We start from the raw sequence: 12,132 nt of genomic DNA, 5'->3' as shown, positions 1-12,132 counted from the left end.
AAGGCCAAGGGTAAAGCGAGCAAGGTGGCACTGGTGGCGGTCATGCGGAAAATGCTGGTGATCCTCAATGCCCGCAAACGGGACGCCGAGGTGGCCCTCGGCAGCCCCTGACAAGACAGTTGCTACTGGCCGCGCCGCCATTGCAGCGGCGCGGCCCTTGCAACTCAGCGCAACCCGGTCTCGTTGCGGGCGATCACCAGGCGCTGGATCTCCGAGGTGCCCTCGTAGATCTCGGTGATCTTGGCATCACGGAAGTAACGCTCCAGCGGCATTTCCTTTGAATAGCCCATGCCGCCATGGATCTGCACCGCCTGGTGGGTGATCCACATCGCCGCTTCCGAAGCAGTCAGCTTGGCGATGGCCGCTTCGTTGCTGAAACGCTTGCCCTCGCCCTTCACCCACGCGGCGCGCAGGGTCAGCAGCAGCGCTGCGTCCAGCTTGCACTTCATGTCGGCGATCTTCGCCTGGGTCATCTGGAAGGTACCGATGGCTGCACCGAAGGCCTTGCGCTCCTTCACGTACTCCAGGGTCGCCTCATAGGCGGCACGGGCGATGCCGATGGCCTGCGAGGCAATGCCGATGCGGCCGGCGTCGAGCACGCCCATGGCGATCTTGAAGCCCTCGCCTTCCTGGCCCAGCACGTCCTCAGGCTGCGCTACGTAGTCGTTGAACTCGATCTCGCAGGTGGCCGAGGCACGGATGCCCAGCTTCGGCTCGGTCTTGCCGCGACCGAAACCGGCCTTGTCGGTATCGATGATGAAGGCGGTGATGCCGCGCGCGCCCTTGTCCGGCTCGCTCATCGCGAACAGCACGATGTACTTGGCCACCGGGCCGGAGGTGATCCAGCTCTTCTTGCCATTGATGACAAAGGTGCCGTCGGCCTGCTTCACCGCGCGGCAGCGCATGGCGGTGGCATCGGAGCCGGACTGCGGCTCGGTCAGCGCGAACGCGCCGATGGCCGTGCCTTCGGCGATGGCACGCACGTACGTCTGCTTCTGCGCTTCGGTACCGTGGGTGAGGATGCCGTTGCAGAACAGCGAATTGTTGACCGACATGATGGTCGAGTGGGCTGCGTCGGCGGCGGCGACCTCCACCATCGCCAGCACGTACGCAATCGGGTCCATGCCCGCGCCACCGTACTCGGTCGGCACTTCGATGCCCATCAGGCCGTTCTCGCCCAGCAGGCGGATGTTGTCCAGCGGGAACTCGCCGGTGCGGTCATGGTGCTCCGCGCTGGGGGCGATCTTTTCCTGCGCGATGCGCCGCGCCACGTCCTGCAACATCAACTGCTCTTCAGTAAAGCTGAAATCCACAACACCCTCCCGGGTACATGATGTTATGGGCCGCGCACGGCGCGCCCAGGTGCCCCGATTGTACCGGGGCCCGGCGGCTTCCGTACGCCAGCGACTTGACCGCGGCAGGCCTTCTCAGCGAATATATCTCTATATCGCGATAGGTAGATATTTATGGATCTTGAAGACTGGTCGACCCGCCTGAAGGTGTTCGCCGATGCGACCCGCGTGCGCCTGCTGGCGCTGCTGGAGCAGGAGGAACTGACCGTGGCCGAACTGTCGGCGATCACCCGGCTGGCACAGCCACGTGTGTCCACCCACCTGGCGCGCCTGAAGGAAGCCGGCCTGGTTCGCGACCGCCGTGCGGGCGTGTCGGCCTATTACCGGTTCGACGAGGCCCAGCTGGACCCGGCGCAGCGTGCATTGTGGCATGCCTTGAGCAACGGAAGCGACGACCCGCTGCTGCGCCAGGACGCCGAACGTGTTGCCGCCGTGTTGGCCCACCGTGCCTCCGACCAGAACTGGGCCGACAGCGTGGCCGGTGACATGGAACGCCACTATTCCCCTGGCCGCACCTGGGAGGCGCTGGCGCGTACCGCGCTGCCGCTGCTGGAGACCGGCGACGTGCTCGATATCGCCTCCGGTGACGGTGTACTGGCCGAACTGGTCGCCCCGCATGCCAAGCGCTACATCTGCATCGATACCAGCGCGCGCGTGGTTGCCGCCGCCAGCGAGCGTCTGCGTCGCCTGCCCAACGTCGAAGTCCGCGAAGGTGACATGCATGCGCTGCCGTTCAAGGACGGCAGCTTCGACCTGGTGGTGCTGATGCACGCGCTGACCTATGCCAGCAAGCCGGCGCAGGCGGTGACCGAAGCCGCGCGCGTGCTGCGGCCCGGAGGCCGCCTGCTGCTGTGCAGCCTGGCCCGACATGAGCACAAGGCAGCAGTGGAAGCGTATGGCCATGTCAACCTCGGCTTCAGCGACAAGGAACTGCGCAGGTTCGTCGACAAGGCCGGCCTGCAGGTCTCAAGCCTGGAGACGGTCACCCGCGAAAAGCGCCCGCCGCACTTCGAAGTGATCTCGCTGATCGCCAACAAGCCCTGAGCCGGAAATCGCCATGTCCACCCTGCCCTGGTTGCATCCTGATCGTGCAAACGCCCTGCTCGACGCCCTGCGCGAGCGGATCCTGATCATCGACGGCGCGATGGGCACCATGATCCAGCGCCATGGCCTGCAGGAAGACGACTACCGCGGCAAGCGTTTCGCCGGTGGTTATGACCATGCGCACGGCCCCGGCTGCGACCACGGCGCGCCGGAAGGCCATGACCTGAAGGGCAACAACGATCTGCTGCTGTTGACCCGGCCGCAGGTCATCGCCGACATCCATACCGCTTACCTGGACGCCGGCGCGGACCTGGTCGAGACCAACACCTTCAACGCCACTTCGGTCAGCCAGGCCGACTACCACCTGGAACACCTGGTGTACGAGCTGAACAAGGCCGGGGCCGCGGTCGCACGCACCTGTTGCGATGCCATGGCTGCGACCACGCCGGGCAAGCCCCGCTTCGTGATCGGGGTGATCGGCCCGACCAGCCGCACCGCCTCGATCAGCCCCGACGTCAATGATCCCGGCTTCCGCAACACCAGTTTCGACGAGCTGCGCGACACCTACCGCGAAGCCATCGATGGCCTGATCGACGGCGGCGCCGACACCATCATGGTCGAGACCATCTTCGACACGCTCAACGCCAAGGCCGCACTGTATGCGCTGGAAGAGGCCTTTGATGCACGTGGCGCGCGCTTGCCGGTGATGATCTCCGGCACCATCACCGACGCCTCCGGACGCACTTTGTCCGGGCAGACAGCAGAAGCCTTCCATGCCTCACTCGCCCATGCACGGCCGCTGTCGATCGGACTGAACTGCGCGCTGGGCGCCGATGCGATGCGCCCTCACGTGGAAACCCTTGCACGGGTCGCCGACTGTTACGTCAGCGCACACCCCAATGCCGGTCTGCCCAATGCCTTCGGCGAGTACGACGAAACGCCCGAGGACATGGCCAGCACCCTGCGAGGCTTCGCCGAGGACGGCCTGCTGAACCTGGTCGGCGGCTGCTGCGGCTCCACCCCCGACCATATCCGTGCGATCGCCCAGGCCGTGGCCGGGCTGCCGCCGCGTACCCTGCCCGGTGTCCAGGAGCAGGCCGCATGAACGTTGCCGCCACCGTCCCGCACTTCCCGCCCTACTGCTGTTGAGCCGACGCCTGCCATGACGCCTGTCCGCCCTACCCGCCTGTCCGGCCTGGAACCCCTGGTCATCACTCCGGACCTGCTGTTCATCAACGTCGGCGAACGCACCAACGTCACCGGCAGTGCGCAGTTCCGCAAGCTCATCAAGGAAGGCCGCTACGAGGAGGCGGTGGACGTGGCCCGCCAGCAGGTGGCCAGCGGCGCGCAGATCCTCGACGTCAACATGGACGAGGGCCTGATCGATTCGGAAGCGGCGATGACCCGCTACCTCAACCTGATCATGTCCGAGCCGGACATTGCCCGCATTCCGGTGATGGTCGATTCGTCCAAGTGGAGCGTGATCGAGGCCGGCCTGAAGTGCCTGCAGGGCAAGAGCGTGGTCAACTCGATCTCGCTGAAGGAAGGCGAGGCGCTGTTCCGCGAGCATGCACGCAAGGTGCTGCGCTATGGCGCTGCTGCGGTGGTGATGGCCTTCGATGAAAGCGGCCAGGCCGATACCTGTGCGCGCAAGGTCGAGATCTGCACCCGCGCCTACCGCATCCTGGTCGACGAGATCGGCTTCCCGCCGCAGGACATCATCTTCGATCCGAACATCTTCGCCGTCGCCACCGGCATCGAAGAGCACGACAACTATGCGGTGGACTTCATCGAAGCGACCCGCATCATCAAGCAAACCCTGCCGCACTGCCACGTCTCCGGCGGCGTCTCCAACGTGTCGTTCTCGTTCCGCGGCAACGAGACCGTGCGCCAGGCGATCCATTCGGTGTTCCTGTACCACGCCATCGCCGCCGGCATGGACATGGGCATCGTCAACGCCGGTGCGATGCCGATCTACGACGAACTGGACCCGGAACTGCGCGAGCGCGTGGAGGACGTGATCCTCAACCGCCGCAGCGATGCCACCGAGCGCCTGCTGGAAATCGCCGAGCGCTACAAAGGCAGGAAGGGCGCGGCGAAGACCGAAGACCTGGCCTGGCGCGAGAAGCCGGTGGCGCAGCGCCTGGCACATGCGCTGGTGCATGGCCTGGATGCCTTCGTGGAAGAAGACACCGAGCTGGCACGGCAGGCCTCCAGCCGCCCGCTGGACGTGATCGAAGGCCCGCTGATGGACGGCATGAATGTGGTCGGCGACCTGTTCGGTGCCGGCAAGATGTTCCTGCCGCAGGTGGTGAAATCCGCCCGCGTGATGAAGAAGGCCGTGGCCTACCTGCTGCCGTACATCGAAGCGGAGAAGGCGCGCAGCGGCGACACTGCCAAGAGCAACGGCAAGATCATCATGGCCACGGTGAAGGGCGATGTGCATGACATCGGCAAGAACATCGTCGGCGTGGTCCTGGCCTGCAACAACTTCGAGGTGGTCGACCTTGGCGTGATGGTGCCGGCGCAGAAAATCCTCGATGCCGCGCGCGAACACAACGCCGACCTGATCGGCCTGTCCGGCCTGATCACGCCCTCACTGGAGGAAATGAGCCACGTGGCGCGTGAGATGGAGCGACAGGGCTTCGACCTGCCCCTGCTGATCGGCGGGGCCACCACCTCGCGCGCGCACACCGCGCTGAAGATCGACCCGCATTACAAGGCGCCCACGGTCTGGGTGAAGGACGCCTCGCGCGCCGTCGGCGTGGCCCAGTCGTTGATCTCGCGCGACCTGCGCGAGGCCTTCGTTGCCGCCAACGAAGCCGACTATGCCGAGATCCGCGCGCGCCACCGCAACCGCGGCGATGCCAAGCGCCTGGTCTCGCTGGAACACGCACGTGGGCAGAAGTTCCAGGGCGACTGGGCCAGCTACACGCCACCCGCGCCAAAGCAGCCCGGCCTGCACGTATTCGATGACTATCCGCTGGCCGAGCTGGTCGAGTACATCGACTGGACACCGTTCTTCCAGGCCTGGGAACTGGCGGGCAAGTTCCCGGCCATCCTCACCGACGAGATCGTCGGCACCCAGGCCAGCGAGCTGTACCGCGACGCCCGCGCAATGCTCGACCGCATCGTCGGCGAGAAGTGGCTGACCGCCAAGGCGGTGTTCGGCCTGTGGCCGGCCAACAGCATCGGCGACGACGTGCGCGTGCAGCACCCGCAAGGCGAGACCACCCTGCACTTCCTGCGCCAGCAGGTGGACAAGCCGGCCGAACGCCCGGATTTCTGCCTGGCCGATTTCATCGCGCCCGCCGACAGTGGCAGGCAGGACTGGATCGGCGCGTTCGCGGTCACCGCAGGCATCGGCATCGACGCGCATGTCGCGCGCTTCGAGGCCGAGCATGACGACTACAACGCGATCCTGCTGAAGGCCCTGGCCGACCGCTTCGCCGAAGCGCTGGCCGAGCGCCTGCACCAGCGCGTGCGAACCGGGTTCTGGGGCTACGACCACGCCGAGACGCTGGACAACGAGGCCCTGATCGATGAGCAGTACCGTGGCATCCGCCCGGCCCCCGGCTATCCGGCGTGCCCCGAGCACAGCGAGAAACGGCGCCTGTTCGATCTGCTGCAGGCCGAGGCCAACGCTGGCATGGAACTGACCGAGAGCTTCGCGATGCTGCCGACCGCCGCAGTGTCGGGCTACTACTTCAGCCATCCGCAGAGCCAGTACTTCGTGGTCGGCCGCCTCAGCCGCGAGCAGGTCAGCGACTATGCCCGCCGCAAGGGCGTGGACCGCGCCCAGGCCGAGCGCTGGCTGGCTTCCAACCTCGACTACGATCCCGAATGACCCCAAAAGGGGACGGAGGGGATTAAGTCGTTTGTGGCACAAACGACTTAATCCCCTCCGTCCCCTTTTTGCCTCATCATTCCGCGATGACCGTTCCCGTTGCCCGTCTTTCCAGCTTCTACCTGTTCTATTACGCGGCGCTGGGCGCGTTCACTCCGTACTGGAGTCTGTTTTTGACCGCGCGCGGCATGAGCGTGACCGCCATCAGCGTGATGATGGGCCTGTGGTATGCCACCCGCGTGATCGCGCCCAGCACCTGGACCTCACTGGCTGCGGCCTCGCCACGGCCGATCCGCCTGCTGCGCATCGGCTGCGTGCTGACCCTGATCAGCTTCGCCGCCTTCCTGCTGCCCCTGCCGCAGCCGTGGATGTATCCGGCGATGATCGTGTTCTGCTTCTTCTACAACGCGGTGATGCCACAGTTCGAGTCGATCACCCTCACCCATCTCGGCAGCGACAGCCATCGCTACGGCCTGATCCTGGTCTGGGGTTCGCTCGGCTTCATCGCCATCGTCACCTTGTTCGGCTGGCTGATCGAAGGTGACGGTACCGCCAGCCGTGCCGGGCTGCTGCCGTGGATGATGCTGCCGCTGTTCGCCCTGCTGGTTGCCTCGGCCTTCAGCAACCACTACGCACGCGACATCGGCAGGACCGGCGGCGATGCCAGCGGCTTCTGGCAGATCGTGCGGCGCCCGCCGGTGCTGGCCTTCTTCCTGGCCGCTTTCATGGAGCAGCTCTCGTTCGGCCCGTACTACACTTTCTTCTCGGTCTACATGGACCACCACGGCTATCGCACGTCCACACTCGGCCTGCTCTGGACCATCGGCGTGGTGTTCGAAGTGGGCGTGTTCTTCACCATCGGACGCTTCTTCCGCCGCTATGACGCCAGCTGGATGCTGCTGATCGCCCTGGTCAGCTCCTGCCTGCGCTGGGCGGTGACCGCGCTGTTCCCGCAGAACCTGCCGGTGATGCTGCTTGCGCAGACCGCGCACGCGCTGGGCTTTGCCGCGTTCTTCGCGGCGGCGATGCAGATGCTGGCGACCTACTTCCCGGGTCGCCTCAACGTCCATGGCCAGGGCCTGCTGTACGGCTTCTCGTCCGGTGTCGGCGGCGTGCTGGGCGCGCTCATCGCCGGCCAATTGTGGAAGATCGACGAGGGACGCACGGCCTTCCTCGCGGGCAGCGGGTTCGCTCTGGTCGGCGCCCTGCTGTGCTTCTTCGCGCTGAGCCTGCCGTTGATCCGTGCACGCCGCAGCATTGCGCGCGCGCACTAACGAAAACGCCGGGCAATGCCCGGCGTTTTCATCGTGCAGCAGGCGCAGTTACCAGACCAGGTCGTCCGGCACCTGGTATTGCGGGTCCGCGTAGGGATCTTCCTCGGCCGGCGCGTTCGGGTCGACCTTCAGGGCCACCGATGCAGCGAACACCGCTTCGGACTGTGCCAGCACCTCGGCGGTCACCAGCAGGTAACGGCCATTGAGCTGGACCACGCCCAGTTCACCGGCATTGAGCGCGGTCAGCTGTTCGGCGGTCACGTAGATACGCTTGATCTTGCCGCCATACGGGAAGTGGCGGGCAATGTCGGCCGCCTCGGCGTTGAGGCTCTTGTCCTTCAGCAGTTCTTCCAGCTTGGCCTTCGCCTCGCGGCGCACGCGTGCTTCTTCCTGCTTCAGGCGCTCGGTCTCGATGCGCTCTTCCTTCTCGCGCTGGGCACGGATGGCATAGGCCTTGGCCAGATCCATCTCTTCGGCGCTGCGCGGCTTGCGCGGGCCATGCGGGCCCTGGCCACGTGCCGGGCCACCGGGCTTGCCCGGACCGCCCTGCGCGCGGCGCTCGCCAGGCTTGTGCTCGCCCCGGCCTGCGCCCTGCGGCTTTCCATTACCATTGCCACCCTTGCCCTGCGGGCGGCCATCACGGCGGGGGCCATCATTCTTGCGCTCGGGCTTGGGCGCCGGCTTGAAGCCCAGGCCCATCAGCTGGTCGCGGAGGGTATCGCTCATAGGATTCGGATCAGTAGTGCGGCGGCGGCGGTTCGCTCGCCGGATCGGAAGAATTCAGTGCGTTGCGGACCTTGCCCAGGTCCTCCAGCAGCACGCGCAGCACGTCGGCGTTGCGCATGCCCTGCATGCGGGCATCGGCCAGCGCATCGCTCAATTCGGCAAGCGCCTGTTCCTGGAAGGACACACGCATTTCCAGCTCGACCAGGCGCGCTTCCAGCGCCTGCTCGCGTTCGGTCGGCAGCAGATCAGACATGCAGCGAACGCCCCCGGCCAATGCCGTAGTACGCCAGGCCAGCAGCTTCCACTTCGGCCGGATCGTACAGATTGCGCCCGTCGAACACCGCCGCGTCCTTCAGCTGCTCGCGTAGCTTCTGGAAATCGGGGCTGCGGAACTGCTTCCACTCGGTGACCACCACCAGCGCGTCGGCCCCTTCGAGGGCTTCATCGGCACTGCTGCAGAACACCAGGTCATCGCGCTCGCCGAAGATGCGCTGCGATTCATGCATCGCTTCCGGGTCGTAGGCACGCACCGTGGCACCGCCTTCCCACAGCTGTGCCAGCAGGCGACGGCTGGAGGCTTCACGCATGTCGTCGGTGTTCGGCTTGAATGCCAGGCCCCACACGGCAAACGTCCTGCCGCGCACGCCTTCGTCCTCGCCCTTGTCGTAATGACGCTGGATGAGGGCGAACAGGTGGCCCTTCTGCGCATCATTGACCGCTTCCACCGCGTTCAACAGCTTCGGCTCAAGCCCATGCTGCTGCGCGGTGCGGGCCAGCGCCTGCACGTCCTTGGGGAAGCACGAGCCACCGTAACCGGCGCCCGGATAGATGAAGTGCCAGCCGATGCGCGGGTCCGAGCCGATACCCTGGCGGACCTGCTCGACGTCGGCACCGACACGCTCGGCGATGTTGGCGATTTCGTTCATGAACGAAATCTTGGTCGCCAGCATCGCGTTCGCCGCGTACTTGGTCAGCTCGGCCGAGCGCACGTCCATTTCCACCACGCGGTCGTGGTTGCGGTTGAACGGCGCATACAGACGGCGCATCACCGCCACCGACTCCTCGCTGGTCGCACCGATGATGATGCGGTCCGGGCGCATGCAGTCGGCAACCGCGTCGCCTTCCTTCAGGAATTCCGGGTTGGACACCACGTCGAAGGCGATGTCCGCGCCACGCGCGGCAAGTTCTTCAGCAATGGCGGCACGCACCTTGTCGGCGGTGCCCACCGGCACCGTCGACTTGTTGACCACCACGGTCGGCACGCTCATGTGCCGGCCAATGGTACGGGCCACGGCCAGTACGTACTGGAGGTCAGCGCTGCCATCCTCGTCCGGCGGGGTACCGACGGCGATGAACACCACCTGGCCATGCGCGATCGCGGACGCGGCATCGGTGGTGAACGCCAGCCGCGACGCGGCGTGGTTGGCCTTCACCATCGGCTCCAGGCCGGGCTCATAGATCGGGATGATGCCCTGGTTGAGGCCATCCACCTTGGCCTGGTCGATATCGACGCAGACCACCTGATGACCGACATCGGCCAGGCAGGTACCGGTCACCAGACCTACATAACCGGTACCGAAAATCGCAACGCGCATGTCCGTGCAGGCTCCGTGGTGGCTTACGGCAGGACGCCCAGCAGCTCGACGTCGAACGTCAGAGTCGCGTTCGGGCCGATCGGGCCACCCGGGGTGCCATTCTCGCCATAAGCCAGATTGCCCGGGATCCAGAAGCGGTACTTCGAACCGACCGGCATCAGCGCAACGCCCTCGGTCCAGCCCTTGATCACCTGGTCCAGGCCGAACTCGGCCGGCTGACGACCATAGGAACTGTCGAACACGGTGCCGTTGAGCAGCTTGCCTTCGTAGTTCACGCGCACCTTGCTGCTCGGCAGCGGGCGCTCGCCGCTGCCCGGGCGGATGATCTGGTACTGCAGGCCCGAAGCAGTCGTCACGACGCCCGGCTGGGTCTTGTTCTTGGCCAGGAAGGCATTGCCTTCCTCACGGTTGGTCTGCGCAGCAGCGGCGGCCTTGGCCTGCATTTCAGCCTGCTTGCTGCCCATGAAGGCCTGGATGGTGGCGGTCGCGTCAGCTTCCGTCATCTTCGGCTGACCCTTGCTCAGGCCGGTGCTGATCGCGTCAAACAGCGAGGCAACGTCGATGTCGTCCTTCAGCTGCGCCAGCGACGGGCCCACCGAGTAGGAACCGATCATCTGCGATACCTTGACGCGGTCGACCTTCGGCGGCTGCGAACCCGGCGCCATGCCCGGCACCTGCTGGCCGCTGCGGGCCATCACGACCTGGCGCAGGGCCGCGTCGGTGGCCTTGGCCTGTTCCTGGGTGATCTGCGGCTGCAGGCCTTCGAACGAACGCTCCACGGCGGTACGCAGCGCGGCCACATCGATCTCATCGGCGATCGGGGTGAACGACTTGGCCACGTCCAGGCCGATGGCGTAGCCGAGCTTCTGCTTGGGGGAATTCAAGGTTGCGGTCTCCTTGGCGGCTGCGGGGGCAGCCGGTTGTTGCGACAGAGCGACACCCGAAGTGCCCATCGCCAGAATCAGAACCGACGCCGCGGCGCCGCGCATTCCCATCTTCATTCGCTGCATTCCTGGAAGTGTCTGGGCGCCGACGTCGGCGCGAAAAGAAACATTGTCGCACGCATGCCGTCGATGTCGAGGCATCCGTGCCGGATATCAATGAGTGGCGGCTGCAGCCAGCGCCCTGTCGATGGCCGCGGTCAGCTGCGGATCATCCGGCGTCACCTTGCTGGCGAACTGGGCGATGACCTTGCCATCGCGGCCGACCAGGTACTTGTGGAAATTCCAGCCCGGTGCCACGCCGGTGGCCGCCGTCAACCGCTGATAGAGCGGCGTCGCCTCCGCACCAACCACATGCACCTTCTCGAACATCGGGAACTTGACCCCGTAGGTGAGCGTGCAGAAATCCTGGATCTGCTTCTCGTCGCCCGGCTCCTGCCCCTTGAAATCATTGGAGGGGAAACCGAGCACCGCAAAACCACGGCCTGCGTAGCGCTTCTGCAGCGCCTCCAGTCCTTCGTACTGCGGGGTGTAGCCGCACTTGCTGGCGGTATTGACCACCAGCAGCACCTGGCCGTGATAGCGCTGCTGCAGGTTGACCTGCTGCTTGCTGGCCAGCGGCCGGTAGTCCAGGTCGAGCAGGTCGGCAGCCAGGGCGCTGGCGGAACCGGCGACACCGGCCACCATCAGGGCCAGCAGGGACAGGCCGCGCAGGCGGCGCGGAGAAACGGTCGACAGGGGCATCAGGAGCGGTCCGCGGTAGCCATTCACAGGGCCCGGCCAGCAGCGGCCGGGAATCGGCCGAACTATAGCACCGGGCTTCAATGGCCCAGATGGCGGGGGCCGGCCCAGGCTTTGCGTGGCGTGGCGGCTACGCCCTTCGCCGTTCTTCGAGGGCAAAGGGATGACATGGTATGGACATCGCTGAATGGAAGGCCGTACTGGATCGTTCCATGCGACAATTTTATTTTCTTTTTAAATCAACGACGTAAGTGATTGTTTCAGCACTCTGACCACCCCTGCCATCAGTTGGGGACGGCAGGGGGTTGCACCTGGGCGTGCCGGTGTTATAGTTGCATACAACACCAGTCACCTGAGACAGGGGGAAGCCATGAACGTCCGGATCCGTCGCAACCTCACCGCACCTGCGGCCGCTGCCGTTTCGACCCTGATCGTGCTGGCCTGGTTGGCCGCGCCCAGCTTCTCCGACTCCGCTGACAGTGCGCAGGACGCGACCGCCTCACCGGCAGGGAACGCCACTGCCCCCTCCCCCCCTCCCCCGCGTCGGCTGCACAGCTCCCTGTCCATGCCGTATTTCTCGTTCGCCCAGCCGCTGACCCCACGGAGCTGAAT

The 12,132-nt window shown here is 65.6% G+C and carries 11 protein-coding genes and 1 pseudogene; 6 read left to right on the top strand and 6 right to left on the bottom strand.

Annotated elements, in window-relative coordinates; translation table 11 throughout:
* Positions 1-111 (top strand): annotated as a pseudogene (locus D7T59_RS14205) (IS110 family transposase); the annotation flags it as partial.
* 53 nt (positions 112-164) lie between these two features.
* On the opposite strand, the gene D7T59_RS14200 reads toward D7T59_RS14205, so the two are convergent.
* Entirely contained in the window at positions 165-1,313 is a 1,149-nt protein-coding gene (locus D7T59_RS14200) for an acyl-CoA dehydrogenase family protein (RefSeq protein WP_180851714.1), read from the bottom strand.
* Between the two features lie 153 nt (positions 1,314-1,466).
* Here D7T59_RS14200 and D7T59_RS14195 point away from each other — a divergent pair, with 153 nt between their 5' ends.
* From D7T59_RS14195 to D7T59_RS14185, 4 genes are all read left to right on the top strand, one after another.
* Positions 1,467-2,396 (top strand): ArsR/SmtB family transcription factor, encoded by a 930-nt coding sequence (locus tag D7T59_RS14195; RefSeq protein WP_010480432.1) that lies wholly within the window; start codon positions 1,467-1,469, stop codon positions 2,394-2,396.
* Positions 2,397-2,409: 13 nt separating this feature from the next.
* Positions 2,410-3,501, top strand: a complete 1,092-nt coding sequence (locus D7T59_RS21210) for a homocysteine S-methyltransferase family protein (protein ID WP_180851716.1) — start codon at positions 2,410-2,412, stop codon at positions 3,499-3,501.
* 57 nt (positions 3,502-3,558) lie between these two features.
* Complete coding sequence (metH, locus tag D7T59_RS14190; RefSeq protein ID WP_180851718.1) at positions 3,559-6,243, top strand: methionine synthase; 2,685 nt, start codon at positions 3,559-3,561, stop codon at positions 6,241-6,243.
* 86 nt (positions 6,244-6,329) lie between these two features.
* Entirely contained in the window at positions 6,330-7,517 is a 1,188-nt protein-coding gene (locus D7T59_RS14185) for an MFS transporter (protein ID WP_180851720.1), read from the top strand.
* Positions 7,518-7,565: 48 nt separating this feature from the next.
* Here the strand turns inward: D7T59_RS14185 and D7T59_RS14180 are convergent, their stop codons facing one another.
* The 5 genes from D7T59_RS14180 to D7T59_RS14160 all read right to left on the bottom strand — a co-directional run bounded on the left by D7T59_RS14180 (position 7,566) and on the right by D7T59_RS14160 (position 11,523).
* Positions 7,566-8,243 carry a DUF2058 domain-containing protein gene (locus D7T59_RS14180; RefSeq protein WP_180851721.1) on the bottom strand — a complete coding sequence of 226 codons (678 nt, stop codon included), beginning with the start codon at positions 8,241-8,243 and terminating at the stop codon, positions 7,566-7,568.
* A 10-nt stretch (positions 8,244-8,253) separates the two neighbouring features.
* Positions 8,254-8,496, bottom strand: a complete 243-nt coding sequence (locus tag D7T59_RS14175; protein ID WP_005410256.1) for a SlyX family protein — start codon at positions 8,494-8,496, stop codon at positions 8,254-8,256.
* Positions 8,489-9,838, bottom strand: a complete 1,350-nt coding sequence (locus D7T59_RS14170) for a UDP-glucose dehydrogenase family protein (RefSeq protein ID WP_106550264.1) — start codon at positions 9,836-9,838, stop codon at positions 8,489-8,491. Before D7T59_RS14170 ends, D7T59_RS14175 begins: the two co-directional genes overlap by 8 nt.
* A gap of 23 nt (positions 9,839-9,861) precedes the next feature.
* Positions 9,862-10,839, bottom strand: a complete 978-nt coding sequence (locus tag D7T59_RS14165) for an FKBP-type peptidyl-prolyl cis-trans isomerase N-terminal domain-containing protein (protein ID WP_142806339.1) — start codon at positions 10,837-10,839, stop codon at positions 9,862-9,864.
* 96 nt (positions 10,840-10,935) lie between these two features.
* Positions 10,936-11,523 (bottom strand): glutathione peroxidase, encoded by a 588-nt coding sequence (locus D7T59_RS14160; RefSeq protein WP_258013020.1) that lies wholly within the window; start codon positions 11,521-11,523, stop codon positions 10,936-10,938.
* Between the two features lie 367 nt (positions 11,524-11,890).
* On the opposite strand from D7T59_RS14160, the gene D7T59_RS14155 reads away from it, so the two are divergent.
* Positions 11,891-12,130, top strand: coding sequence for a hypothetical protein (locus D7T59_RS14155; protein WP_142806340.1), 240 nt, complete (start codon positions 11,891-11,893; stop codon positions 12,128-12,130).
* The last annotated feature ends 2 nt before the right edge of the window (positions 12,131-12,132 follow it).

This window comes from Stenotrophomonas maltophilia, from assembly GCF_013464915.1.
Lineage (GTDB): Bacteria > Pseudomonadota > Gammaproteobacteria > Xanthomonadales > Xanthomonadaceae > Stenotrophomonas > Stenotrophomonas maltophilia_AT.
Note: the sequence above shows the minus strand (reverse complement) of the source record. Positions and strands in the feature narration are given on the sequence as shown.

Coding starts and splice junctions, on each gene's coding strand:
- D7T59_RS14195 (WP_010480432.1), top strand. CDS start 1,467: ATGGATCTTGAAGACTGGTCGACCCGCCTGAAGGTGTTCGCCGATGCG.
- D7T59_RS14175 (WP_005410256.1), bottom strand. CDS start 8,496: ATGTCTGATCTGCTGCCGACCGAACGCGAGCAGGCGCTGGAAGCGCGC.
- D7T59_RS14160 (WP_258013020.1), bottom strand. CDS start 11,523: ATGCCCCTGTCGACCGTTTCTCCGCGCCGCCTGCGCGGCCTGTCCCTG.
- D7T59_RS14170 (WP_106550264.1), bottom strand. CDS start 9,838: ATGCGCGTTGCGATTTTCGGTACCGGTTATGTAGGTCTGGTGACCGGT.
- D7T59_RS14180 (WP_180851721.1), bottom strand. CDS start 8,243: ATGAGCGATACCCTCCGCGACCAGCTGATGGGCCTGGGCTTCAAGCCG.
- D7T59_RS14155 (WP_142806340.1), top strand. CDS start 11,891: ATGAACGTCCGGATCCGTCGCAACCTCACCGCACCTGCGGCCGCTGCC.
- D7T59_RS14165 (WP_142806339.1), bottom strand. CDS start 10,839: ATGAAGATGGGAATGCGCGGCGCCGCGGCGTCGGTTCTGATTCTGGCG.
- D7T59_RS21210 (WP_180851716.1), top strand. CDS start 2,410: ATGTCCACCCTGCCCTGGTTGCATCCTGATCGTGCAAACGCCCTGCTC.
- metH (WP_180851718.1), top strand. CDS start 3,559: ATGACGCCTGTCCGCCCTACCCGCCTGTCCGGCCTGGAACCCCTGGTC.
- D7T59_RS14185 (WP_180851720.1), top strand. CDS start 6,330: ATGACCGTTCCCGTTGCCCGTCTTTCCAGCTTCTACCTGTTCTATTAC.